General features: G+C 68.0%; 18 protein-coding genes. 2 read left to right on the forward strand and 16 right to left on the reverse strand.

Features of this window, described 5'->3' with window-relative positions; translation table 11 throughout:
* Position 1: 1 nt before the first annotated feature.
* Genes BKA10_RS09260 through BKA10_RS09285 form a run of 6 tightly spaced genes read right to left on the reverse strand, consistent with a single transcriptional unit; the run spans position 2 to position 10,759 of the window.
* A complete protein-coding gene (locus BKA10_RS09260) occupies positions 2 to 1,105 on the reverse strand; it encodes a DegT/DnrJ/EryC1/StrS family aminotransferase (RefSeq protein ID WP_183499627.1) in 1,104 nt (367 codons plus the stop codon).
* Positions 1,106 to 1,150: 45 nt separating this feature from the next.
* Positions 1,151 to 1,777, reverse strand: a complete 627-nt coding sequence (locus BKA10_RS09265) for an acetyltransferase (RefSeq protein WP_183499628.1) — start codon at positions 1,775 to 1,777, stop codon at positions 1,151 to 1,153.
* Positions 1,774 to 2,901 carry a DegT/DnrJ/EryC1/StrS family aminotransferase gene (locus BKA10_RS09270; protein WP_183501138.1) on the reverse strand — a complete coding sequence of 376 codons (1,128 nt, stop codon included), beginning with the start codon at positions 2,899 to 2,901 and terminating at the stop codon, positions 1,774 to 1,776. The genes BKA10_RS09265 and BKA10_RS09270 overlap by 4 nt, the downstream gene beginning before the upstream one ends.
* Before the next feature lie 17 nt (positions 2,902 to 2,918).
* Positions 2,919 to 3,917, reverse strand: a complete 999-nt coding sequence (locus tag BKA10_RS09275; protein ID WP_183499629.1) for an NAD-dependent epimerase/dehydratase family protein — start codon at positions 3,915 to 3,917, stop codon at positions 2,919 to 2,921.
* The gene (locus BKA10_RS09280; protein ID WP_183499630.1) at positions 3,914 to 4,981 is read right to left on the reverse strand and encodes a Gfo/Idh/MocA family protein; all 1,068 of its coding nucleotides are present in this window, start codon (positions 4,979 to 4,981) and stop codon (positions 3,914 to 3,916) included. Before BKA10_RS09280 ends, BKA10_RS09275 begins: the two co-directional genes overlap by 4 nt.
* A gap of 51 nt (positions 4,982 to 5,032) precedes the next feature.
* Positions 5,033 to 10,759: a DUF4082 domain-containing protein gene (locus BKA10_RS09285; protein ID WP_183499631.1), complete on the reverse strand. Its 5,727-nt coding sequence runs from the start codon at positions 10,757 to 10,759 to the stop codon at positions 5,033 to 5,035.
* 215 nt (positions 10,760 to 10,974) lie between these two features.
* Here BKA10_RS09285 and BKA10_RS09290 point away from each other — a divergent pair, with 215 nt between their 5' ends.
* Positions 10,975 to 11,574: an acyltransferase gene (locus BKA10_RS09290; RefSeq protein WP_183499632.1), complete on the forward strand. Its 600-nt coding sequence runs from the start codon at positions 10,975 to 10,977 to the stop codon at positions 11,572 to 11,574.
* Positions 11,575 to 11,647: 73 nt separating this feature from the next.
* Here BKA10_RS09290 and coaA read toward each other — a convergent pair whose 3' ends face one another.
* Positions 11,648 to 12,607, reverse strand: coding sequence for a type I pantothenate kinase (gene coaA / locus BKA10_RS09295; RefSeq protein WP_372491456.1), 960 nt, complete (start codon positions 12,605 to 12,607; stop codon positions 11,648 to 11,650).
* A gap of 78 nt (positions 12,608 to 12,685) precedes the next feature.
* Between coaA and BKA10_RS09300 the strand changes: the two genes are divergently transcribed.
* Positions 12,686 to 13,630: a Ppx/GppA phosphatase family protein gene (locus tag BKA10_RS09300; RefSeq protein WP_183499634.1), complete on the forward strand. Its 945-nt coding sequence runs from the start codon at positions 12,686 to 12,688 to the stop codon at positions 13,628 to 13,630.
* A 78-nt stretch (positions 13,631 to 13,708) separates the two neighbouring features.
* Here the strand turns inward: BKA10_RS09300 and BKA10_RS09305 are convergent, their stop codons facing one another.
* From BKA10_RS09305 to BKA10_RS09345, 9 genes are all read right to left on the reverse strand, one after another.
* Positions 13,709 to 14,152: a TA system VapC family ribonuclease toxin gene (locus BKA10_RS09305; RefSeq protein ID WP_206687007.1), complete on the reverse strand. Its 444-nt coding sequence runs from the start codon at positions 14,150 to 14,152 to the stop codon at positions 13,709 to 13,711.
* On the reverse strand, positions 14,136 to 14,354 hold the full coding sequence (locus BKA10_RS09310) for an antitoxin (protein WP_183499635.1): 219 nt from the start codon (positions 14,352 to 14,354) through the stop codon (positions 14,136 to 14,138). Before BKA10_RS09310 ends, BKA10_RS09305 begins: the two co-directional genes overlap by 17 nt.
* Positions 14,355 to 14,415: 61 nt before the next feature.
* On the reverse strand, positions 14,416 to 15,291 hold the full coding sequence (locus BKA10_RS09315; RefSeq protein ID WP_183499636.1) for a hypothetical protein: 876 nt from the start codon (positions 15,289 to 15,291) through the stop codon (positions 14,416 to 14,418).
* Between the two features lie 171 nt (positions 15,292 to 15,462).
* The gene (locus tag BKA10_RS09320; RefSeq protein WP_183499637.1) at positions 15,463 to 17,307 is read right to left on the reverse strand and encodes a hypothetical protein; all 1,845 of its coding nucleotides are present in this window, start codon (positions 17,305 to 17,307) and stop codon (positions 15,463 to 15,465) included.
* Between the two features lie 66 nt (positions 17,308 to 17,373).
* Positions 17,374 to 17,826 (reverse strand): hypothetical protein, encoded by a 453-nt coding sequence (locus tag BKA10_RS09325; RefSeq protein ID WP_183499638.1) that lies wholly within the window; start codon positions 17,824 to 17,826, stop codon positions 17,374 to 17,376.
* Between the two features lie 146 nt (positions 17,827 to 17,972).
* Positions 17,973 to 19,316, reverse strand: coding sequence for a phosphoglucosamine mutase (gene glmM / locus BKA10_RS09330; RefSeq protein ID WP_183499639.1), 1,344 nt, complete (start codon positions 19,314 to 19,316; stop codon positions 17,973 to 17,975).
* Between the two features lie 6 nt (positions 19,317 to 19,322).
* Positions 19,323 to 19,811: a 30S ribosomal protein S9 gene (gene rpsI / locus BKA10_RS09335; protein WP_183499640.1), complete on the reverse strand. Its 489-nt coding sequence runs from the start codon at positions 19,809 to 19,811 to the stop codon at positions 19,323 to 19,325.
* Positions 19,812 to 19,841: 30 nt separating this feature from the next.
* Positions 19,842 to 20,288, reverse strand: a complete 447-nt coding sequence (gene rplM / locus BKA10_RS09340) for a 50S ribosomal protein L13 (RefSeq protein ID WP_183499641.1) — start codon at positions 20,286 to 20,288, stop codon at positions 19,842 to 19,844.
* Positions 20,289 to 20,656: 368 nt separating this feature from the next.
* Positions 20,657 to 26,125, reverse strand: coding sequence for a DUF5979 domain-containing protein (locus BKA10_RS09345; RefSeq protein ID WP_183499642.1), 5,469 nt, complete (start codon positions 26,123 to 26,125; stop codon positions 20,657 to 20,659).
* Positions 26,126 to 26,297 lie beyond the last annotated feature (172 nt).

The raw sequence follows: 26,297 nt of genomic DNA on the forward strand, positions 1-26,297 counted from the left end.
CTCAGCGGACCGTCGCCCGCAGCGTGTCCACGACGCGCTGCTGCTGCGATTCGGTGAGGTGCGGAAACATCGGCAGCGACAGAATACGGTCGGCGGCGGCTTCGGCCACGGGGAAGGCGCCGCGCACGACACCGAGCGATGCGTATGCCTCGGTGAAGGGAACGGGAGTCGGGTAGTGGATGCCCACGCCGATGCCGGCCGCACCGAGCTCGGTCATCACGCGATCACGCTCCGCGACGCGGGTGACGTAGAGGTGCCACACGTCTTCGTTGCCGGGACGCACCGTCGGTACGCGGACGCCGTCGACGCCGGCAAGCAGTTGCGCATACCGGCCGGCTGCCCCCCGACGCGCGGCGTTCCACCCGTCGAGGCGGCGCAGCTTGGCGCGCAGCACCGCAGCCTGCACCGCATCCAGACGCGCGTTCACGCCGATGCGGTCGTGCACGTACTTGACCGAACTGCCGTGAGCACCGAGATTGCGGACGATGGCGGCGATGCCGGCATCGTCGGTCATGACGGCGCCCGCATCTCCGGCGGCCCCGAGGTTCTTCCCCGGATAGAAGCTGGTGGCGGCGACCGTGCCGAGTGCGCCCGCTCGTCCCGCAGCGCTCACGGCCCCCTGCGACTGCGCGGCATCTTCGACGACAATCAGACCGTGCCGTTCGGCGATGGCGGCGATCTGCGCCATCGGAGCCGTCTGCCCGAACAGGTGCACTGGGACGATGGCACGGGTGCGCGGTGAGATGGCGGCCTCGATGGCATCGGGATCGATCAGCAGGTACTCGTCGTCCACATCGACGAACACCGGGACGGCACCGACCCGCGTTGCCGCCTCGGCCGTCGCGATGAAGGTGTTCGCCGGCATGATGATCTCGTCGCCCCGCTCGATGCCCACCGCGCGGTACGCGAGTTCGAGCGCGTCCGTGCCGTTTGAGACACCGACCACGTGCTGCACACCGATGTAGTCGGCGTACTCGGCTTCGAACGCGTCGACCTCTGGCCCGCCGATGAATGCGGCGGACTCGAGCTGTCGCTGCCACACGGGCAGAACTTCATCGGTGATCTCAGCCTGCTGTGCGGCCAGATCGAGAAAAGGTACCGTCATGTGTGCTCCCCAGCACTCGTGCGGACACTGCTGCCCGTTCTTGATTCATTTGTGGTCGTGCAATGCCCGCGCGGGTACACCTGCCCAGGTGTCACCCGCAGGAACATCGTGGAGCACTGCTGCTCCCATGCCGACGGTGGCGCCGGCGCCGATCACAACCCCCTGCCGGACCGCCGCGTTCATGCCGAGGTACGCGGCCTCGCCCACCCGGACTCCACCGCCGAGGCAGACGCCCGCAGCGAGGGTCGCGAAGTCCTCGATCACGTCGTCATGTGTGATCGTGCAGTTCGGCATCAGGACGGTGTGGTCTGCGATGACGGCGTCGGCGGTGACGACGACGCCGTCGAGCACGATGCTGCCGAGTCCCACCTCGCTCGTACGCCCGATCTGCGCAGACCGTGCGACGAACCGACCGTAGCGCTCGGGGGCGACGCCCTGCTCCCGCAGCCGCTCGACGATGGCCCGGCGACCCGCGCCCGGGCCGATGCAGATCAACAGCTGCTCGTCGCGGTCGGCGGCGTCGTCGACTCCGCCGATGACGGATACCCCGCCGACCTCGGTGCCGCGCAGCGACGGGTCGTCGTCGAGGATCCCGACGACGCCCGTGATCCCCGCTGCCAGTACTTCTCTGGCCAGGCCGCTTGCCCCCACAAGCAGCAGCCCGGCACTCATGCGGGAGCCTCGGGCAGAGGATCTCGCAGGACGGCGATGACGCGATCCTGATCGGCCTCGGTGAAGGAGTGGTAGACGGGCAGGATCAGGGTGCTGTCGGTGACCCGCTCGGTCGCCGGAAGCGACCCGTCCACGGCGAGATCGCGGTACGGCGGCTGGCGATGCGCCGCCATGATGCCGCGCCGCGCCGAGATGTCGGCCCGGGCGAGCGCTTCGAGCAGCCCGTCGCGATCGGTCGGGTATCCGCGCTCGACCTCGACCCAGAACGACTGCACGTTGCCGGTGCCGTACTCCGGGTCGGCCACCGGCCGCAGCCCGGCGATCTCGCGGATCGCGGCCCGGTAGCGCGCCGCGATCTCGCGACGCCGACGCACGATCTCGGGCAGCCGCCCCAGCTGCACGAGGCCGACCGCGGCCTGCAGATCGGTCATGCGGAAGTTGTAGCCGACCTCCGAGTACTCTTCAGCGGGCGGAAGCACCGAACCGTGGCGGTCGGCCGCCGAGACGGTCATCGCGTGCTCGCGCAGGCGCCGCGCGCGTTTGGCCCAGTCGCCGCGCGTCGTCGTCAGCATCCCGCCCTCCCCGGTGGTGAGGAGTTTGCGGGGGTGGAACGACCAGGCAGCGATCGTCGCGCCCGCCCCCACCGGGCGACCCTTGTACGTCGAACCGGCGCCGCACGCGGCGTCTTCGATGACGACGATCCCGAACATGTCGGTGGCGCTGCGCACGTCGTCGATGTCGACGGGCACGCCGCCCTGATCGACGGCGATGACCGCCTTCGTCGACGACGTGATGACCAACCGCACCGTCTCGCCGGTGATGTTGCCGGTGATCGGATCGACATCGGCGAACACCGGACGCGCACCGACGTACCGGACGGCGTTGGTGGTCGCGATGAACGACAGCGACGGCACGACGACATCGTCGCCGGGACCGACGCCGGCGACGATCAGCGCGAGGTGCAGCGCCGTCGTGCAGCTCGAGGTCGCGACGGCGAACGGCGTCTGCATCGCAGCGGCGAACTCCTGCTCGAACTGCGCGACACGAGGGCCCTGGGCGACCCAGCCGCTGGCGATGACTTCGGCGACTGCCTCAGCTTCTTCGCGGCCGAGCCAGGGGACCATCACATTGATGCGCTCGCTCACGCGGTCACCGCCACGCGGCCGGCCGCGATCTCCTCACGCAATGGTCGCCACCACTCCACCAGCTGTCGCAGCCCCTCCTCCACGCCGATGGTGGCCTCGAACCCGAGGTCGCGCTGGGCGGCACGGGTGTCGGCGAGACGCCGCGCAACGCCGTTCACCGCACGCTCGGGGCCGTGCTCGACGCCGAGGTGCTCGGCGCCCATCACCCGCAGCAGTGCCTCTGCGAGCTCGAGCAGGCTCGTCTCGGTTCCGCTCGCGACGTTGTAGGTGCCCTCGACGATGTCGCTGCGGGCGGCCAGCACGTTGGCGCGTGCGATGTCGGGGACGCAGACGAAGTCCATCGTCTGCTGCCCGTCACCGAAGATCAGGGGCGGCTTGCCGTCGACGATGCGCTCCATCCAGCGCACGAGCACCTCGGTGTACAAGCCGTGCACGTCCATGCGCGGGCCGTACACGTTGAAGTAGCGCAACAGCACGTAGTCGATACCCTGCATGGCGCGGAAGCTGCGGACGAGTCCCTCGTTGAAGGTCTTGGCGGCACCATAGATGGTGTCGTTGTTCTCGTGGTGGTGCCGCTCGTCGGTCGGGAAGGTCTCGGCCATGCCGTAGACCGAGGCGCTCGACGCGGCGATGAGCTTGCGCACCTTGTGCCGGGCGGCGGACTCGACCACGTTGAAGGTGCCGTCGACGAGAACCTCCAGCGCGAGTCGCGGCTCTTCCGCGCACTGCGTGATGCGGATGGCGGCCTGGTGGAACACGACATCCTTGCCAGCGGTGAGGTCGTCGACGAGCCGCGCGTCGCGGATGTCGCCGTCGATCAGCGACACGCGGCCGCTGGCGATCGCGTCATCGAGGTTGGCGAGGCGACCACGGACGAGGTTGTCGAGCACATCGACGTGGGCCGCGCCCGCATCGAGGAGCTGATCGACGAGAGTCGATCCGATGGTGCCGGCGCCTCCGGTGACCAGGATCTGTCTGCCTTCGAGCTGGGTCATGCTGCTGCCCTCCGGGGCTGGATGTCGAGCGTGAGAGGTGCCGGCGCGCCGCCCGCACCGAGGCTACGCTGCGCGGCGTCGAGCACCGAGAGCACTCGCAGCCCGGATTCGCCGTCAGTGCGCGCTGGGCGGCCCTCGCGGATGGCGGCGGCGAACTCGCCGACGACACCGCCGAGCGCCTCGCGCTCGGGCAGGGCCGGCGACCACGTGTCGCCGAGGCGGTAGGAGATGTTCGCGTCGCGGGTGTCGGCGCTCGCGGACCTCGACACGGTGTCGATGTCGACGCCGCGGTCGTAGACGCTGAGACGCTGCTGCGGGTTCAGGTCGTCCCACACAAGGGTGCGCTTGGTGCCCCCGATGACCATCTGGCGGATCTTGGTCGGGCTCAGCCAGTTGACGTGCACGTGCGCCATGGCGCCGCATGCGAGCGGCATGGCGAGATAGCCGACGCAGGCTTTTCCCGTCCGCAGGGGGTCGGACCCATGTGCCGAGACGGATGCCGCAGCGAGGCCGCCGGGCAGCACGAAGTCCATGATCGACAGGTCGTGGGGCGCGAGGTCCCAGAACACATCGACGTCGGGCTGGATGAGTCCGAGGTTGATGCGGACGCTGTCGACGAACAGGATGTCGCCCAGCGCGCCCTCCGCGATCAACTCCCGGATCTTCAGCACCGCCGGCGTGTAGCAGTAGGTGTGGTCGGCCATGAGCACGAGTCCCTGCTCGTTCGCGCGATCGACCATCTGGCGCCCGCGCGCCTGGTCATCGGCGAGCGGCTTCTCGACCATGACGTGCTTGCCGGCATCCAAAGCCGCCATCACGATCGGGTGATGGGTCCGGGCCGGCGTCGCGATCGCGATCGCATCGACGTTCGGGTCGGCCAGCACCTCATCGAGGCTCGGCGTGATCGGCACGCCGCCCACGCTGTCTGACACCTTGCGCGCGCGTTCGAGGTCGAGATCGCAGATGCCTGCGAGCTCCCAGTCCCCACTTGATCGGAAGTTGCGGGCGAGGTTGGGTCCCCAGTACCCGGCCCCCACCACCACTGCCTTCATCTTGTCTGTCATGCCTCTCCCCAGTTGCATGTGGCCGCTACCGGCCTGTTTGATACATCTCGGTCATTCGACCGGGACGAAAGTGACGTCCACCCAGTAGTTGTGCGTCGATAGATCTGCCGGGAATCCCGTGGAGTACGCGTACGCACTGCCCTGCGCGGGAATCGTGAATACTCCGGTGACGGTTTCGGCGGCGAGCGCGTTGAGGTCGACCGCGTAGCGCCCGGTGGTGCTGTAGAGCCCGACCCGGTACTCGACACCGGGCTCCAGTGCGATGGCCGTGTCGAAGTCGGCGGTCTGCCAGCCGTCCGCGGTCTCGGCCTCGAAGGTCACCTCGCTGAGCAGCTCACCCGCACCCGTCCACAGATAGCCGGTGTGATTGCCGATGTTGGCAGCTCCCTTGTAGAACCGCACCCCGGTGGCGTCGCCGGCGACGTTGACGCTGAACCGCGTCGCGACCTGCACGCTGTCGGGGTCGTTCCACCAGGCGTTCTGCGGCGTCGCGGCGCCGAAGATGGTGGCGGCCGCGACCACCGGCGGCTCGGATACCGTCGTGAAGGTCCAGGCTGCTGCCGTCAGGTCCACATCATCGGCCGTCGCCGTCACACTGTACGAGCTTGACCAGGCGAGCGGTTCGGTCGGCGTAAACGTCACGGTGCGACTGGCCTCGTCGTAGGCGACTGCGCCCGGCACCGCGCCGGTCGGCCCGCCGACCGCGAGCGACGCGCCTATGACGGCCCCCTCGAAGGTGGCGGATATGGCTGCGTTCGGGGCGACATCGGTCGCCGCCGCGGCCGGTGTCGTGGTCGTCACGGCGACCACGACTGGCGGTTCAGGCGTGGGCTCAGGCTCCGGAGTAGGAGTAGGCGTCGGAGTCGGAGTCGGCGTCGGAGTCGGCGTCGGAGTCGGAGTCGGAGTCGGAGTCGGCGTCGGAGTCGGAGTCGGAGTCGGAGTCGGAGTCGGAGTCGGAGTCGGAGTCGGAGTCGGCTCAGGCGTGGGCTCAGGCTCCGGAGTAGGCGTCGGCTCGGGCGTCGGCGTCGGCGTCGGTTCCGGAGTGGGCGGGAGCGCCGAGTCGAATGTCACCTCAGCGTCGACGAAGTAAGCGGTGGAGTTCCACGACGAGGTCGGGAAGCCACCGTCTGCGCCGTAGACGAAACGCCCGTTGTCCACCGCCGGCGCGCTGAGACTGCCGGACACCACCGGCTGAGTGAAGTACGAGCTGGTGTAGGCATATCGTCCCGCCGATGAGAAGTACGAGACCGTGTACGTCGTTCCAGGCGCGACCACCACCGGAGCGATCAATTCGGCCCGCTGCCAGCCCGAAGCCGTTTCCTGGGTGAACTGCACCTGCGCGAGGGTCTCGCCGCTTGGTCCCCACAACGTACCCCTGTGGGTTCCCGTGTTCGCGACGCCCTTATAGAAACGGATCGCCGTCACAGTGCCCGCGCGGCTCACCGTGAAGCGGGTGCCGACCTCGACCGGATCGGTGTCGGAAACGGCCTCCACTGCGGGGATGGCGTCACCGAACAGGTTCTGCACCCCGGCTCCGGTGGTGAAACTCCAGACATCGAGTGTCGCGGAGGCCACCCTCACCGTGACGCTGTAGATCGTCTCAGTTTTGAGCGGAGACTCTGGTGCGAAGGAAAGGGTCCGAGTCGTGCTCTCGAAGGTGGACGTGCCCGCCACCGGCCCCTCGGGGCCCGCGAGCGACATCGAGACGACGCGATCGCCCAAGTCGCCTTCGATCACAACGGTAATCGGCGCCGTCCGCGAGATCTCCATGGCGTCGCGCGCCGGGCTCGCCGACGAGACAGCGAGCGGCGCCTCAGTGGCCGGCACGAACTCCACATCCACGAAGTAGTTCGCGGAGTTCCAGGAGCTGTTCGGCATGACGCCACCGTTGCCGTACCGATAACGGCCGTTGTCGCCGCTGACGGCAGTCAGCGGCCCGCTCGTCACCGGCGAGGTGAATGCCTGCGTCGTATGGGAATAATTGCCCTGCGGCGCCAGGTACGACACCGTGTACACGAGACCGGGGGTGAGAGCGACTGGTGTGCTGAGCACCGCGCGCTGCCAGCCCGTCGCCGTCTCATTCGTGAACGTGACCGACGCAAGCTGCTGTCCGCTGGGTCCCCACAGCGTGCCGACGTGCGTGCCGCCGTTGCCGGCCGCTTTGTGGAATCGCACAGCACGGACTTCACCGGCCACCGAGGTGGTGAACGAGAGCCCCAACTCAACCGATGACGTGTCGGTGTCCACAGCGGCCGGCGCGACGCCCGCGAAGAAACTGATCGGCCGATCAGGGTCCACGGTCGAGAAGGCCCACGAGAACGTCGCGTCCGCACCGCCGGCGGCGCCGACCACGCCCGAGAGGGCCACATCGATTTGGGCGGCCGGCGGGAGGTCCGTTGCTGGGGTGAACTGTGCGGTGGTCGCTGCGGCATCCAGCGTCCAGGTGCCGGCGATCGTCTGCCCAGCCGAACTGACCGAACCGGTGTACCCGGCCTCGATCGGGGAGTCGAAGGTGGCCGAGATCGTCGAGTCGGCCGCTACGCCGGTCGCGCCGGCAGCGGGCGTGCGCGACACGATGGTCGGCTGCCCCGGGGTCGTCTCGACGACGACATCGACCCCGTAGCCGGTCGTGGACGTCTCGGTCGGAAAGCCTCCGGAGTAGGTGAACACTGAGCCGTTGGCGGGCACCGAGAGTGGACCCCGCGTGTATGGGCCGCTGAACGTGCCCGCCGTGACGGCGTAACCGCCGGTCGGCGCGGTGTAGGACGCCACGTACGTCACGCCGGACTGCATGGTCACCGGGGTGTCCAGCGTCGCGGTCTGCCAGCCGAGGGCGGATTCGTTCGCGAATGTCGCGCCCGACAGGAGCGTCCCGTCGGCCGCCCACAGCGAGGCACCGTGCGAGCCGCCGTTGAGCGCACCCTTGTAGAACTTGATCCCGGTGATCTGACCGGGCAGCGAACTGGTGAACTTCACGCCCAGCGTCACCGAGTCGGGGTCGGCCGTCGACGCGGCATCGGGCGTCCAGCTCTCGAGGAAGAGCGAGCACGGGCATACGCCTTCGGGTCGCTCCTCCGCACGCGTGGTGAAGCTCCACGCCGCGGACTCCTCCAGTGCCACCCCAGCGACATCGGTCGCCACGGGGGTGACTGTGTAGGTCGTGGTCGGCGCCAGTGGCGCATCGGTGACGAAACGAACCGTGCGGTTCTGGGCGTCGTAGACGGCCGAGCCGGCGACGGCCTGGTCGGCCGGTCCGGTCACCGTCATCGACACCGAAGCGGGATCGGCGGGTCGGGTGAATGTCGCCGAGATCGCCGTCGCGAAGTCGACGCTCGATGCGCCGGCCTGCGGCGTGCGGTTCAGGATCCGCAGCGGTGAGGTATCGGACTTCGTGAACAGCACATCGACGTAGTAGTTCGACTCGTGCCAGGTGTCCACCGGGAACCGACCCGCGATCCCGAAGACACCGGCGGCATCTTCGCCCATCCCCGAGACAACGGTGATCGGTGATGATGCCGTCGCATGGTACGGCCAGTATTCGGACTTCATGGAGTACCCACCGTTAGGCGCCGTGTACGACACGGTGTATGTCTGCCCTGCGATGACCTCGATCGGCACCGTGAACTGGGCACTCTGCCATCCACTCGCCGTCTCGTTCACGAAGGTGACGGTGCCGAGTCTGTTGCCGGAGGCATCCCACAGCGAGCCGGTGTGGGTTCCCGTGTTCGCAGTGCCCTTGAAGAAGCGCACGCCCGCGACGAACCCGTCGACGTCGGGTGTGAAACGCAAGCCGAGTTCAACCGCCTGGTCGTCGTCCGCCGACGCCAGCGCCGGTTCGATTGCTCCGAGCCCTGAGAACGGGCCGTTCACCGTCACTGCGCGGCTGACGCCCGCCGTAGAGAAGTTCGCGCTGTCGTCGATGGCGCGCGCCTTGATGGTCACAGATCCGGATCCCTGTTGGACACCCGTGTAGGTCCACGCTGTGGTCCCGGATGCCGGATGCCAGGTGGCACCGCCGTCGAGCGAGACCTCGACACCGGCCACCACACCGCCGACATCGGCAGCCGTTCCGGTCACTGTCACGAGGTTGCCGTTGGCAATGCTCGCACCTGCAGCCGGGCTCGTGATCGTCGTTGTTGGTGCAGTCGTGTCGGTGCTCTTCGTCGCCGAAACAAGACCCGGCATCAGGGTGCTGGGGAGAGCGTCCATGTCGGCAAGGAGATTGACCTGCGCCTGCTGCATTCGCGGGTCTGCGGGGGCACCGTTGCCATCATGCTCCTGGTCGAGCCCCCAAGCCCACTGGATGCTCGCCGCCGAGAAGACGAGCGCGCCGCTGGCGGCTCGGTAGAGCGTGAGGTGATGCTCGGTGGTACCGGGGACGACGGTATTCCCATAGTCGATGAGGTACTCCGGTGTCGGGCCCACCGTCGTCGACAGGCGGATCAGACCAGCCGGCCGGTGGCCGTTGTCGATGTCCTCGTTCGACTCATAGCCGACGGTGTGCGGGGCCAGAGCAGCGGATGCGCCGGGGGTCAGCGATGCGAGTCCCGTGTTCCGCCATAGCCGGGTCTTGCCTTCCGCAGAGTTCACTGTGACCGGAAGGTCGTCATAGTTGGCGACGTACATCGTGCCGGTGAGCGCGTTCTCCGGCAGGTGGCCGCCCTGGTCGGCCCCCGCGAACCTCGGGTCGCGCCAGGTGCCGGTCCATTCCGACGCCGGGTCGATTTTCGTGTTTGCCCATGTCTCCTTGTACGACGTGAGCGTACGGTACGGCGTCGCCGAGCCGTCTGCCGACGGCTCATAGCGGACGCGCCAGTAGGCCTCGTTACCCGACAGGAACTGGAGGTTCACGCCCGCGTCGCGCGCCGCCTCGACGTTCGCGCGCTGCTGGCCCGACCAGTACTCGTCGTGTCCGACCGATAGGTAGACATTGTGGTTCAGCAGTTCACCGCCGCGGCGATCGGCGTCGACTCCCGCGATGTAGCTGACGTCGTAACCGTTGCGCTCGAGGAACCGCACGGTCGCGAACTCGGAACTGAAATAGAAGTCGCGCCCCTGTTCCCATTGCCGGGTGGCGAAGGGCCGGTTGTAACTGAGCTTGTATGCACGCCCGGCCGCGCCGCCCTGATAGAAGCTGGCACCACCGTAGGTGTTGTACGCGTGCCACGTCGTGTCCGCCGTCTGGAAGACGATGTCCGAGGTGTTGCCGTCGTTGCGCACAATGAAGATGATGTGGCTCTGACCGCCGTTGTCGCTGCGCCGCAGTGAGGCGATGTAGACACCCGACACGGCCGTCTGTGGAACGTTCCACGTCGCTGACACGTCCCAGGTGCCGCAATCGTACAGCGATGTCGCCTCATCCGATTTGCACTCGTCCTGTACCTGCGGCAGCGTGGCCGACGGCTCGACGGAGTCGATCAGCCGCGCGCCGAGACCCTGGTACCAGCCGGTGCGATAGATGTCGATGGTGTAGTCGGCGGCATCCGTATCGATCTTGAAGTCGATGCTGTTGCCTACGTTGACCGAGATGTCCGTCGCGAAGCCCTGGATGGTCGGATCACCTGCGCCGTCGATGTCCCACACATCAGGATCGGTCCCGAGCTCCTGGTTCTCGCACGTGATCGCGTTGACATCGGGGCCGCAGGGGCTCGCCGCCTCGACGCGTTGCGGCCCCCCGACCGCGACGAGCGTAGCGGCGAGCACGGCAACGACAGCACTCAGAGCGAGCGTGCGCGACCGGATCGGCGACGATGCACCGAGTCCCCAACGTGTCCCCATATTCATTCCCCAAAACACCTGCCCCGCGAATGACTCGAGACAGGTCATAAGCCGGTCGCGTCGACGCTTGCGCGTCAGACGATGCGTGCCTCCCAGTGGCACGGCCTTGACCGGACTCCCCGCTCGGCAGTGTAGCCAGACAATCGACTCGGGCACAATAGCTTGATGAGGCGTTTCTCATCTGAGCCGTCACCGAGCCTGCTTTGGAGGCACCCATGACCACCGACGCCCCCGTCGTCCAGCCGTCCGCCGACATCGACGATGGCGTCGAATTGGGTCCCCGCACGCGGGTCTGGCATCTCGCGCAGGTGCGCAAGGGCGCGGTGCTCGGCGCCGATTGCAACATCGGCCGTGGCGCGTACATCGGGCCCGGGGTGACGCTCGGCGACGCGTGCAAAGTGCAGAACTACGCGCTGGTGTACGAGCCGGCCGTCGTCGGCGACGGGGTCTTCATCGGCCCGGCGGTCGTGTTCACGAACGACGAGTTCCCGCGGGCGGCGAACCCCGACGGGTCGCTCAAGGGCGGCGACGACTGGGAGGCCGTCGGCGTCACCGTCGAACGTGGCGCCTCGATCGGTGCGCGGTCGGTGTGCATCGCACCGGTCACGATCGGCGAGTGGGCTCTCGTGGCGGCGGGGGCGGTCGTGACGAAGGACGTGCTCCCCCACGCACTGGTCGCCGGAGTGCCGGCCAAGCGCATCGGCTGGGTCGGCCGGACCGGCAAGCCGCTGCGCACCGACGGCGACGGGTGGGTGTGCCCCGACAGCGGCGAGCGCTACGTCGCCGACGGCGACGGCATCCGCCTGGAGGAATGACCCTGCCCGGACGACCGGCCGCTCGCCGAGAGTGTCATCGTCCGCATGCGATTCGTCGCTCGCGCAAAAACCTCTACAGCTTGCGCAGGCGCACCGACTCCACGGCGTGGTTCTCGCCCTTGTTCAGTACGAGCGTCGCGCGGTGACGGGTGGGCTCGACGTTCTCGCGCAGGTTGGGCAGGTTGATGTCGTTCCAGAACCCCAGACCGCGCTCGACGGCCTCGCCCTCCGACAGATCGGCGATCGGCTTGAAGTAGGAGTTCGGGTTGGCGAACGCGCTCTGACGCAGCGCCAAGAAGCGGTCGATGAACCACGACTCGATGTGCCGCACATCGGCATCCACATAGATCGAGAAGTCGAACAGGTCGCTCACCGCGAGGTCGTTCGGCGTCGGCGGCGGCGCGAGCACGTTGAGTCCCTCGACGATCACGACATCCGGCCGCCGGACCGTGACCCGCGCGTCGGGGATGATGTTGTACCGCATGTGCGAGTAGAACGGCGCCTGCACTTCAGGCTCACCCGACTTGACCTGGATCAGGAAGTCGACGAGCGCGCGCCGGTCATACGACTCGGGGAAGCCCTTGCGATGCATGATCCCGCGCCGCTCGAGCTCTTCGTTCGGGTACAGGAACCCATCGGTGGTGACCAGTTCGACCCGCGGTGTTCCCGGCCACCGGCTCATGAGTTCGCGCAGCAGACGAGCAACCGTGGACTTTCCGACCGCGACCGATCCGGCCACGGCCACCACGAACGGCGTGGTCGAATCGGGCTCACCCAGGAATTGCGCCGTCTCGGTGCCGAGGCGCTTGGTGTTCTCGGCGTAGGTGCTCAGCAGCCGGCTGAGCGGCACGTACACCTCGCGCACCTCGGTGAGGTCCAGGCGGTCGCCGAGCCCGCGCAGCTGCACGACCTCGGTCTCGGTCAGCGGGTTCGCCATGCCACCGGCGAGGCGCGCCCACTCGGCGCGCCCGATCTCGCGATACAGCGAGTCGACGGTGGTGATGGTGGCGTCATCGGTGGGCATCGCGCCCATCGTATCGGTGGTGGGCGCCGCGTCGCGCACACGTTGCACGGCGAGAGCGGGCCAACACCGGAGCGCTAGTCTGAACACGTGCGCCTGGGAGTCCTCGACATCGGATCGAACACCGTCCATCTGCTCATCGCGGATGTGATCCCCGGTGGCAGGCCTCTCGCGAAGACCAGCAAGCGCACGGTGCTGCGGCTCATGCGCTACCTCGAGCCCGACGGCTCGATCAACGACGAGGGCGTGCAGGCGCTGATCAGCGCGGTGACCGAAGCCCGCAACCTCGCCGCGTCAGAGAACGTCGCCGAGCTGCTCGCCACCGCCACCAGTGCGGTCCGCGACGCGAAGAACGGCAAGCACGTGATCGCGCAGATCGAAGAGGCGCTGGGGCAAGACCTGCAGGTGCTGGGCGGCGAGACCGAGGCACGCTACACGTTCCTCGCGGTGCGGCGCTGGTTCGGCTGGTCGGCCGGGCAGATCCTGCTGTTCGACATCGGCGGCGGATCGCTCGAGCTCGCGGCCGGCGCCGACGAGCTCCCCGAGGCCGCCGCGTCGGTGCCGCTGGGCGCGGGCCGCATGACCATCAAATTCCTGCCCGACGACCCTCCCGGCGAAGAAGCCGTCGAGCGCCTCCGCGAACACGCGACGGAAGTGCTGCGCCCCGCCGCAACGGCGCTGGGCTCCATGCCCAAGCCCGACCACATCGTGGGGTCGTCGAAGGCGATCCGATCGCTCGCGAAGCTCGCCGGCACCCCGATGCCGTCGTGGCCGGGCAACGAGCGCATGCTGCTGCCCCGCGACGCGCTCGGCTCGTGGATTCCGCGGCTCGCGAAGCTCCCGGCATCCGCCCGGCAAGAACTGCCCGGAATCACGCCCGACCGGACATTCCAGATCGTCGCGGCCGCGGTCGTGCTCCACACCGCCATGACCATGATGAAGGCCGAGTCGCTCACCGTCAGCCCGTGGGCGCTGCGCGAGGGCGTGCTGCTGCGCTACATCGAGTCGCTGTCGTGGAGCGCGCCCGGCGCGTAACCCGAGAAGTGGATGCCGGATGCTTGCGCGTGGACGACTGCTCGTCGGCTGATGGGGGCAGCCCGCACGGTCAGCTGTTCACGGGAGAACCAGCACGATCGCGCGGTCTTCGGGTTCGAGCATTTCGGGGAGCTGGGCGTCGAGCGTGGCAAGCCGTGCGCCAGCACCCGCCGCGATGTTGACCAGGTGGGCGTCTGTCACGTGAGCCGGGGTCGCCAGTCGTGAGAGGTCGACAGCCGACTCGGCCAGCGAAGAGGTATCGGCGATGAACTCATACCCTGGCGTCTGTCGGATCGTCCGGAGCATCGCGAGCGCCTCTGCCGCAGTGACGGTGCGGCCCACCACCGAGCGATTGATCGATAGCCGGATGAAGGCCGATTCGGTGACGGGCGTCGTCGCCCACTGATCAACGCCCGACCACCACGCCTGGGCGCGGGCATGATGCACATGGTTCGGCCACGCCAGGGCCACGAGGACGTTCACGTCCAGGAGGTACCGCGGCATGTCAGTCTCGGTGTGCATTCACATCATCGAGGGTCAGTGGCGCCGCATCGATCTCGATCGAGAAGGTCGGAAAACCGCCGGTGACATCGATCGGCCCCATCCTCGAAAGGCCAAGTTGCGCGAGTTCTGAGACTGCCGCCCCGAGCGAGAGTCCGCGGTCACGGGCGATCGCACGCGCAACGCTGAGCACGCGATCATCAAGCTCGAGGGTGGTACGCATATCCACATCCTAACATCACCGCATCACCGCATCGGGGCATCATCGCCCCAGAGCACCCCGCTCAGTCCGCGAACGCGCAGTGCATGCGCACCGCCGCACTCTCGTCGTACTCCTGGATGAACCCGAAGAACGACTGGCCCTCAGTCGTCAGCAGCGGCGCCTCACGCAGCGCGAACAGGGCGACGTCTTGCGCGGGGTCGGTGACGACGGGGGCGGATGCCGGTGGTGCGGCCCGTCCGGAGATCCCGCTCTCCTGCACGCCGTCGAGCCACTCCGTCGGCGGGCACACCCCGCCCCACGCCGCGACCGGCGCAGTCTGTACCGGGTAGAACGCCCCGTCGATCGCTTCGAGCCGGATCACCCGGCTGAGCTCCCCCGTGCCACCGTCGGCGCACGATCGGGCATCGTCGGTGAACGGCATCCGCAGCACGATGTCGACTTGCAGCCCGCCGTCGACCGCGGTGACGCCGCGGGTCACGTCGCCGCAGCGCGTGGTCCGTGCGATCGGGTACACGACCTGCTCGGCCACGGCAGCGGCATCCATCCCGATCCCCCGCCATATGTACCAGAGCTGGTGCACGGCGTTGCCGTCGACCAGGGTGATCGGAATCGCCGCGTCCACGACACCGTCGCCGTCGACGTCGGCCTCGACCGGGTCGCCGAGTTCGTAGGTGCGCGACAGGTCGTCGGCGCCGACCCCACCGGTCAACGTGACCGGGTACGGCTCGCCGAGGCCATCGGGCGCGAAGGACCATTCGGCATCGGCGGCCCACGCCGCGATATCGGCCGCGGTGAGGTCGGGAACCGCGGGTTCGGTGACCTCCACCACGGGTGTCTCCGACGTCGCGGGCGTGTCCTCAGCCGCCGGCACCGACGGCGCGCCCGTCGCGCATCCGGCGAGCAGCAGTACGAGGGATGCCGCGGTCACGACCCCCACGCGCGGAAGCGCGCTCCCGCGCCCACCCCACCGGGCCGTCGATCGCGCACGACCGGACTCTCGCGTTGTCCCCATGTCGTCCCCCCAGACGATTCCCCCGCGTCGCGTACGCAAGTCGCCCCATCGTAGCGAGTGGATGCCGGGGCGCGTCAACCGACGCCGATCGCGGGATCAGATCGGGAGCATCTGCTCCGCGGTCTCGCGCAGGTCAGCACCGTCGCGCGCCGCGCGCACGGCGACCGAGGCCGACACCGCCAGCGCGGTGCCGTGCAGCACGGCCTTGCCCGCGTGGGTACCGATCAGTTCACGAAGCGAGCCGAACGCGTGACCCTTACCTGCTGCCGCGAGGATGTCCCTCGCCGCGGCCTGGCCGGCGGGGTTCCCATCCGCGAGTCGGGCACGCGCGACCCCGGCGCCGAAGGCGGATGCGCCGTGCCAGCCGTCCAAGAACCCGAGGCCGACCCCGATCACCTGCGCGACCGACGGCCGATCCGCCTCGGGGTCGGACGGGATCCCCTCGAGCACGACCTGGGCGACGGCGTCGCTGCCCTCTGCCAGCGCCTCGCTGAGCAGTCGCAGCACGATGATGGCACGCTCGCGCGCGGCGCCGACCGGCGTGAAGAGCTCGAGGTTATGCCGTTCCTGCGCACGTTCGAGTGCGTCGTTGAACCGGTCGAGGTCGCCCTCTTCGAGGTTGTCGAGGTCGATGCCGTCCTCGGCGAGCAGCGGCGCCAGCTCTTCGAGCATCTGCTGGGCCATCCCCGGCTTGTGGACGATGCCCAGTCGTGCCATCTCGGCGCGTACTTCGGGGTCGGCGAACGGGTCGTCGAACTCGTCGTCGTCCTCGTCCTCGAAGTCGGCGGATGCGAACTCGGTCTCGTCGTCGTCATCGTGGGTCAACACCCCCGCCATCGTCATCGCCACGGTCAGTCCGTGGGCGACGACCCCGGCCCGCTCTTCGGGAACCGCGAACTCGTGCGGGCGCGTGCTGGTGAGCAGTCCGCGGTCGGCGAGTTCGACAAGCGGACGCCGCGCGAGAAGGTCGAGAAACTCCTCGTAGCGGTCTTCTGGTGGCGACGGGTCGATCACCCCGTCGAGTGCATCCACCACGAGGTCTATGGAGCGGGCGAAGATCTCTTCACCACGTGGACCGTCGCCGGCCCGCAGCACGTTCGTGAGTTTCTCTGAAAGGTAGAGGCCGGCGACCTTCTCGGCCGATTCCAGCGGCGGTAGGTCATCAGCGAGCCACTCGGCGGCCGCAGGCCCCGGGCGCACGCGCGAGGCGGTGACGTGCACGATCCCGGCGATCTGCAGGACCTCCCACCATGCGCCGAGCGGGGCGAGTTCCCACATCGTGGAGACCTGCACCGGCGCTGACTCCGTCCACCGTCCAGTGCGTTTGGCGACGCCGACGGCGTTGAGCCCGATCATGGCTGCGACCGGCTCGATGTCGGCTCGGCGCAGCGCGCCCGTGTCGGTGATCGGCTTGCTCGTGCCCATCCATTCGAGCAGGCCGCGCACGCCGGCGATGAGCGGCAGGTCGGCCAGGGCCTGTCGTCGTTGTTCGACGGGCAGTGCGGCCGACGCCGTGGCCGCGCGCGCGATCACCTCCGCGCCACCGAAGCCGCCCATCAGCTCGTCGAGCTCGTCGAGCTCGTCGGCCACGATCCCGTGGGCGGCGTCCCACAGTGCGGTGTCCGTCTCGGTCTCCAGGCGGAAGTGGATGTACGCGTCGAGCGCCTCGATCAGACCGAGCGGGTCGCCCACATGCGCGTCGTCGCCGATCACCGCGCACATCCGCTCGACGCTTCGAGGGTCGAGCAGGTCGATCCGGTGCGCACCGGCGAGCGCGACGAGCTCTTCCAGCGTCGTCAGCGCGTCGTCGATGTCGTCGTCGTCGGCGCTGGGGTCGCTGCGACGCAGCCACGCCTCATAATCACGCAGCACGACGCGTTCGGTGAACGTGCCGGTGCGCTTGGCCGGGTTGACCGAGGGACGTTTCCGCTTCTTCGACATGTCTTCCATCCTCACAGGCGACCGGGCTGCGATGCCATTCGTGCCGAAGAGAATGGATGCCGGAGCTCACGCCTCGGGTCGCGGATCGCCGAACACGCGCTTCGCGACCGCGGCGATGTCGCTGTCGAGGTGGTCGATGCGCTGGTCGAGCGCCTCGAACCGTGCGTTCATCTCACCGCGCAGGCCGTCGATACGCCCGTTGACACCCTTGATCTCGCCCCGTAGCTCACCGCTCAGCCCATCGATGCGACTGCTCAGTCCGACGACGAGCCCGTCGATACGGCCGTTCACCCCTTCGATCTGACCATTCACTCCATCGAAGCGACCGATCACCCCGTCGATCTGACCATTCACTCCATCGAAGCGACCGATCACCCCGTCGATCCGACCGTTGACCCCGTCGATGGCGTTCGTCGTGGCACGGTTGATCAGCGTGGTCATGAGGGTCATCCCGCCGACCATGATCGTGGTGAACACGCCGATCAGCACCCACGTCTGCGGCTCGGTCATGATGTCCATGCCTTCATTGTGCGACACATGGCTCTACGGTGCCAGCAGCCTGCAGCGATGCTACTGCCGCAACCCGGATCTGTGGACAGGTCACGCCAAGGTCCCTGTGGGGAGGAGCCTCTGGCATTCGGATCCGAGTAGTGGATGCCAGACCGTCAGCCCCGCACGACCTCCGCGAGCTCGTCTGCGACGCGCTGCGCCTCATCGTGGGTCGACGCCTCGACCATGACGCGCACCATCTGCTCGGTGCCGGAGGGCCGCAGCAGCACGCGTCCACTGTCGCCCAGCGCTGCGGTTGCGGCATCCGCTGCGGCGACGACGTCGGCATCCGTCGCCCGCGACCGCTCGACGCCGCGCACGTTGATCAGCACCTGCGGGAACACGGTCATGACCTGCGCGAGTTCGGCGAGCGTCTTGCCGCTGCGGGCCATCTCGGCGCACAGGTGCAGGCCGGTCAGCACGCCGTCGCCGGTGGTGGCGAACTCGCTCATGATGACGTGGCCGCTCTGCTCGCCGCCGAGCCCGAAGCGTCCCTGGTTCATGCGCTCGAGCACGTAGCGGTCGCCGACGGCGGTGGTCTCGACGGTGATGCCGTGCTCGGTCATCGCGCGGTGCAGGCCGAGGTTGCTCATGACGGTCGTCACCAGCGTGTCGGCCGGCAGGTGTCCGCGGCGCTTCATCGCCAGCGCGAGTATCGCCATGATCTTGTCGCCGTCGACCACGTTGCCCGAGGCGTCCACCGCGAGGCATCGGTCGGCGTCGCCGTCGTGGGCGATGCCGACGTCGGCGCCGGTGCGTACGACCTCGGCCGCGAGAACGTCGAGGTGGGTGGAACCGACACCCTCGTTGATGTTGATGCCGTCGGGGTCGGCACCGATCACGGTCACCCGGGCGCCGGCAGTGCGGAAGACTTCAGGCGACACGCCCGACGCGGCACCGTTGGCGCAATCCAGCACCACGTGGAGGCCGTTGAGACGATTCGGCAGCGAGGCGAGCAGGTGCAATGCATAGCGGTCTTCGGCGTCGGAGAACCGACTCACCCGGCCTACCGAAGCACCAGTGGGCTGCAGCTTCGGGCCGGCCATCGCCTCTTCGATGCGCGCCTCGACCTCGTCGGGCAGCTTGACGCCGCCGCGTGCGAAGATCTTGATCCCGTTGTCGGGGGCGGGGTTGTGTGACGCCGAGATCATGACGCCGAAGTCGGCGTCGATGTCGGCGATGAGGAAGGCGGCGGCGGGGGTGGGGAGCACACCGGCATCCAGCACATCCACACCAGACGAAGCCAGACCCGCTTCGACAGCCGCACTGAGGAAGGCCCCCGAGACGCGCGGGTCGCGCGCGATGACGGCGGTGAGCCGCTTGCCGGTGGCGAGTCGCGCCTCGGCAATACGCCCCTGGCCCAGGACGACAGCGGTCGCCTGGGCCAGGGTGAGTGCGAGGTCAGCGGTGAGGGTGCCGTTGGCGAGGCCACGGACACCGTCGGTACCGAACAGCGCCATGAATGCTTAGCGCTTCGAGTACTGCGGAGCCTTACGGGCCTTCTTGAGACCGGCCTTCTTGCGCTCGATGACGCGGGCGTCACGCGAGAGGAAGCCGGCCTTCTTCAGGGTGGCGCGGTTGTTCTCGGCGTCGATCTGGTTGAGCGAACGGGCGATGCCCAGGCGCAGCGCGCCGGCCTGGCCGCTGTCGCCGCCACCCGAGATGCGGGCGATGACGTCGTACGCGCCGGTCAGGTTCAGCACCGTGAACGGGTCGGTGATCAGCTGCTGGTGCAGCTTGTTCGGGAAGTAGTCCTCGAGCGCACGGCCGTTGACCGTGATTGTGCCCGAACCGGGGATCAGGCGCACGCGGGCGATGGCCTGCTTGCGGCGGCCGACGGCCGCACCGGGAACCGAGAGCACCGGGCGGGGCGCTGCGGCCTCGGCCTCGGTGGCCGGGGTCTCGGTGGAGTAATTCTGGGGGGTCTCCTCGATGGAGTCAGCGATCTTCGCCATCAGATATGTCCTTGGTCTTTTCGGCGGCGCTTACTGGGCGACCTGGTCGAGTGTGTACGGGGTGGGCTGCTGTGCAGCGTGGGGGTGCTCGCCACCGGCGTACACCTTCAGCTTCGAGAGCTGGTCGCGGCCCAGGCTGTTCTTGGGCAGCATGCCGCGGACGGCCTTCTCGACCGCGCGGACGGGGTTCTTCTCGAGGAGCTCCTCGTACGAGACCGACTTGAGGCCGCCCGGGTAACCCGAGTGGCGGTAGGCCCGCTTCTTCTGGAGCTTCTGACCGGTGAGGGCCACCTTCTCGGCGTTGACGATGATGACGAAGTCACCGGTGTCGACGTGGTTCGCGAAGGTGGGCTTGTGCTTGCCACGGAGAAGGGTCGCGGCGTGCGAGGCCAGGCGGCCGAGGACGACGTCGGTTGCGTCGATGACCAGCCACTCGCGGGTCACTTCACCGACCTTGGGGGTGTACGTGCGCGTCACAGTAGTGCTGCTTTCTTGATTCGAACGGAGAGGTTCGTGAATCCCACTCCGGGGTGGTTCTCGCCGAGGAAATCAGCAAGAACGCTGCCAGTGGAGGGCTCACGTTCGTGGTGCCGGGTCAGCTGAGCCGACACCAAAGCAAGAGTCTACGCCATGGGGATGCCGGTGTCCAAAGCGGCCGGCACGCGGCATCCTGTTCGTCTCGAGCTGCATCATCGGCATCGGCGTGTTCTACGACGACCGCGACGGGCGGATATTCTTCATCGTCGATCGGACGACGTTCCGGATGAGGAGAGGAGCACGCCGAGACGCCACGGGAAGTGTGGCGTCTCGGCGCGATCTGGTTCCTCGACCGGGGTCGGATGCGGTCAGCTGACCGCGCGGCGGCGGCGTACCACCAGCCAGAGCCCGAGGCTCAGCAGCACAAGGCCGCCCACGCCCACGCCGATCGGCAGCGTCCCGCCGGTGGCCGGCATCGAGGGCTCCGCATCACCCGAGTCCACCGAGTCGTCCCCAGCGTCCACGGGTGGGTCGACCGGGTCAGCGCCGGGGTCGACCGGGTCAACGCCGGGGTCGACCGGCTCGACAGTGATCTCGGTGTAGGTGTTGGTCACGGTGACCGCGTTGACGCCTTCGACGACCGTGATCTCCTCGGCGGAGATGGTGGTGTCGAGCGTGTACCCGGCGACCGCCGCAGCAGCGGCATCCTCGACTACGGTGACAACCGTGCCGACAGGCAGGTCCTGCGGACCATCAACCACAGTGCCATCAGCGGGCAGGTTCACCACGACAGACTCGTCGACGCCGTCGACCGTCCACGACAGCGTCACCGGGAACTCGTCCGGGCCCTCACCCGACGGCAGACCCGCAACCGTCTTCGACAGCTCGATCGAACCCACCGGCGGCACCGGGATCTCCGTGTACGTGTTCGTCACGATGACCGCGTTGACGCCTTCGACGACCGTGATCTCCTCGGCGGAGATGGTGGTGTCCAGCGTGTACCCGGCGACTGCCGCGGTAGCGGCGTCCTCGACCACGGTGACGACCGTGCCGACGGGCAGGTCCTGCGGACCATCGACCGACGTGCCGTCAGCAGGCAGGTTCACCACGACAGACTCGTCGACACCGTCGACCGTCCACGACAGCGTCACCGGGAACTCATCCGGCCCGAGATCCGACGGCAGACCCGCAACCGTCTTCGACAGCTCGATCGAACCCACCGGCGGCACCGGAATCTCCGTGTACGTGTTCGTCACCGTCACCGCGTTGACGCCTTCGACGACCGTCAGGTCGCTCTGCGTGATCGACAGGCCATACCCGGCGACCGCCGCAGCCGCCGCGTCCTCCGCCACCGTGACGACCGTGCCGACAGGCAGGTCCTGCGGACCATCGACCACAGTGCCATCAGCAGGCAGATCGACGATCATCGAGTCAGCGACACCGTCGACCGTCCACGACAGCGTCACCGGGAACTCATCCGGGCCCTCACCCGACGGCAGACCCGCAACCGTCTTCGAGACCTCGATCGAACCCACCGGCGGCACCGGGATCTCCGTGTACGTGTTCGTCACGGTGACCGCGTTGACGCCTTCGACGACCGTCAGGTCGCTCTGCGTGATCGACAGGCCATACCCGGCGACCGCCGCAGCCGCCGCGTCCTCCGCCACCGTGACGACCGTGCCGACAGGCAGGTCCTGCGGACCATCGACCACAGTGCCATCAGCAGGCAGATCGACGATCATCGAGTCAGCGACACCGTCGACCGTCCACGACAGCGTCACCGGGAACTCATCCGGGCCCTCACCCGACGGCAGACCCGCAACCGTCTTCGAGACCTCGATCGAACCCACCGGCGGCACCGGAATCTCCGTGTACGTGTTCGTCACCGTCACCGCGTTGACGCCTTCGACGACCGTCAGGTCGCTCTGCGTGATCGACAGGCCATACCCGGCGACCGCCGCAGCCGCCGCGTCCTCCGCCACCGTGACGACCGTGCCGACAGGCAGGTCCTGCGGACCATCGACCGACGTGCCGTCAGCAGGCAGGTCCACCACGACAGACTCGTCGACACCGTCGACCGTCCACGACAGCGTCACCGGGAACTCATCCGGCCCGAGATCCGACGGCAGACCCGCAACCGTCTTCGACAGCTCGATCGAGCCCACCGGGATCTCGGTGTAGGTGTTGGTGACCGTCACCACGTTCGCACCCTCGACCACCGTGATCTCCGCAGCGGAGATCGTCGTGTCCAGCGTGTACCCGGCAACAGCCGCGGCAGCGGCATCCTCGACCACCGTCACAACCGTGCCCACCGGCAGATTCTGCGGACCATCGACCACAGTGCCGTCAGCAGGCAGGTCCACGACGACAGACTCGTTGACACCGTCGACCGTCCACGACAGCGTCACCGGGAACTCATCCGGCCCGAGATCCGACGGCAGACCCGCAACCGTCTTCGACAGCTCCACCGAACCCACCGGCACCGGCTCGTTGTAGAGACGGACCTCGGCGGATTCACCGTCGGCAGCGACCTCGACCGGAGCGCTGGTCGCCTCGGCGACGTAGCCCGCCGGCGCACTGATCTCGTGCACGGTGTACGAACCGGGGGTGCTCACGGTCGGCACCTCCGGATCGCCGCTCGAGACGTCGCGCAGTTTGCCGTCGATGGCGACCAGGCCGGACAAGACGACGTCGCCATCGGCGTCGCGCACCTCGAACACGCCACCATCGAGCAGCGCATCAGCGTCGACCGTGGACAGCTTGCTGATCTCCAGCGGGTACCCGTCGGTCGGGGTGATGGTGGTGCTCGTACCGCCGATCACGTTGGTGATGCCGACGTTGCGATCCCACTCGGCCAGGCGCACCTTGAAGAACAGCGCGACCGTCGTGCCGATGGTGAGGCGTCCGCGCTCGATGGTCACCGTGTTGTCTGCAGCGTCGAATGTGACCTGGAGCGAGGTGCCCGGAATCGTGTACGGACCCGTGCCCGCGGTATTGCCGCTGGGCACGTCAGCGGGATTGACGAACCCGATGAACTCGAGCCCGGCAGGCAGCACGTCGACGATGTCGGTGACCATGCTGCTGAACGTGCCGTGCGGAATCATCTCGATGCGATAGATGAACTCGTCCTCGACGAGTTCGCCGTCAGCGTCGATCTCGGCGCGCAGGTTGCTGGTGTAGCGGTCGTTGGCGCGGTCGTAGGCGCGCTTGCGCAACTCCATCTCGGTGCCGAACGTCGTCGCCGACGCCGACGAGCTCGACGTGTAGACATACTCGATGTCCGCGCCGCTGTAGGACGCGTTGTTGACGACGGTCATCGTCTGCTTCCCCACGAGCGGCTTGGTGGGCAGGGTGATCGTGACGGTGAACTGCCGGTTCGTGGCTGTTTCCGCCGCGAGGGAGTCAATCGCGTCGGCGAACTTCTCGTTGACGCGCCACTCGAGGTCGCCGTCGCCGTTCAGGGTGAGATCCCAGTACGTCGCGTCGAGGTCGTACGCCGACCCCCAACCCAGTCGATTCGGCGGGTACCACTCATACGTGACGACGATCCCGTCGGAGATCTCGCTGAGGTTAGCCTCGGTCACGTCGAACACGCTGTGGTCGACGAAGTCGGTGATGACCGACTTCGTGATGTCGCCGACGCCGTTGCCGACCGTGAACGTGAACGGCACGTCGACGGACTGACCGGACGTCGCCTGGATCGGTCCAGCGGGCGCGGTCTTGTTGAACGACTGGGCGTGATCGATCTCGGTGCCGGGAGCCTTCGGATCGATCAGTCGGTGCGTCACCGACTGTTCGACCGTGCGTGACGTCGAATCGGTGTACGTGAACGCGGCGGTGTTGCCCGGTCCACGGTAGATGGCGTCGGCCGTGTACGGGACGTCACCGCCGCTGGTGACGCGGGTGACACCGTCGAGGGTGGTGATCTCGGCCTTCGCCGTGATCGCCACCGCGGCCCCGGTCGCGTGACCGAGGTTGATGCGCAGCGTCTGCCCGTCCACCAGGTACTGGCCGGCATAGGCATCACCGGCGAAGGTGGTGGCGTCGACGGCACCCGTCGCCTCGGTCAGTGCGATACCCGAGGCGGAGAGGAACTCCGCATCCTCGGTCACCCACCGGGTGGTGGCGGGCAGCGTGTCGGTGACGATGACGTTGCTGGTGAGCGCATGGCGGGTGTCGGCGAGGCCGGCGAACGAGGTGAGGTCAGCCGAGAGGGTGTACGTCAATGGCACGGGAGTGACGAGGTCCCCGTCGTCATTCACATCGATCCGGGTGTTCTCGGGGAGGTTCGTGGTCTTGCCGAAGCTCGGCGTCGGGGCGGCCTCCCGCAGCTGCGTGGTCGCGGTCGTGCGGTGTCCGTCACCGGTGCCGGTGTACTGGAACCACGCCTCGTTGGTGGGCGAGTAGGTGATCTGGCTCTGGCTCACACCGGGTGTGATCTGGGCGACCGAGCGGATCGCGGCCTTGACCTGGATGGTCGCGGCGGTCGCGGTGTTCTTGCCCACGTTGACGAGCAGAGTCTGTCCGTCGACGAGGTACTGGCCCACGTAGTCGTCGCCGGCAAGCTGGGCGGCCGTGGTGCCGGGCGCAGCCGGTGTCAGGGTGATGCCGGTGGCGGTGATGAATGCGCCGTCGCCGGTCAGCCAGTGCACGCCGCTGGGCAGCACGTCACGGATGACGACATTGCGATCGAGGCTGAAGCGCCCGTCGGCGAAGGCCGCGAAGCCGGTGAGGTCGGCGGAGAGCGTATAGGTCACGGGTACGGGATCGACGAGAGTGCCGTCCGCGTTCACCTCGACGGTGACCGGGCCGGGCACGCTGCTGGTCTTGCCGAACAGCTGACCGGGGTTCGGCCGCGGCTCGGCCGGAACGGTCGTACCGATGGTGGTGCTCGTCGTGTGCTCGACGAGGTTGACGGTGGCGGTGTTGCCCAGCGCGACGTTGACGTTTCCGCCATCACCGGCCGCGATGATGGGCTCGGCCTGGGTCTGCAGCTGCGCACGCAGGGCAGCGGTGTCGGCGATCTTCGCCTTGTACGTGAACGTGTACTGCGAGTTGGCTTCGGCTTCGAACGTGTAGTCCCAACCGGTTCCGCTGATGTCGGGCAGGCCGCTGAGGGCGGTCACCTCGGGGTTGAAGTCATTGTCGTCCCGCACGGTCTTGCTGCCGGTCAGCGAACCGGGCACGAGGGTGAGGTGGGCGCCGAGCGCGTCGGCGATCGTGACGTCGCGCGCCTCCTTGCTGTCGACGGTGATCGTGTAGACGATCTCGGCGGCGGCCAGTGCGGTCTCGTCGATGACGATCTGCCCGGTTGCCGTGTCGTACGACACCGTTCCTGCGGGCAGGGCGGGCGAGAAGCCGGGGCTGGTCTTGGCCGACCGGGTGGTCGTCGGCTGCGGCTGGTCACCCGGCTTGGTGACGATGATCTCCTGGGTGGAGCCTTCACCGGCGCCCCAGGTGAGCTCGCGCACGTCGGTGGTGCCGACGATGTCGAGCACGAACTTGAGGTCGAGCTGACCCTGATTGATGTCGGTGGGGAACGGGTCGGCAAACGTGATGACCAGGTTGCCCTCGTCGTCGAGAGCGAGGCCCGCCACGGCGGTGTTTCCCGGTGGCACCACGAGCGCCGCGGCGGGGATGGTCACGCCGTCCGGCACCTCGACCACCGAGACCTGGCCGTCGTTCATGCTGCCGTAGCCGATCGCCAGGTCGTACTCTGTCCCGCTCTCGAACACGGGCAGCCCGTTGTGCGAGTTTCCGCTTTCGGGTGTGATGACGATCACCGAGCCACCGGCAGCCATCGCCGGCGCGGCGAGCCCTCCGACGCTCAGGAGCACTGCGAGTACTCCGGCCAGGAACGCGAACAGACGCGGCCGTCGTCGAGGTTCGGAAGATGCGGAAAGTGCGTATGTAGACATCATTCTCCCAGTGCGTGGATGCCGGGGAGCGCGCCACAGCGACCTTCGGCGCAGCGCATGCCTATCGGCGATGCGTCAGACGACGTCAGGT

The sequence above is a fragment of the Microbacterium invictum genome, assembly GCF_014197265.1.
Classification (GTDB): Bacteria; Actinomycetota; Actinomycetes; order Actinomycetales; family Microbacteriaceae; genus Microbacterium; species Microbacterium invictum.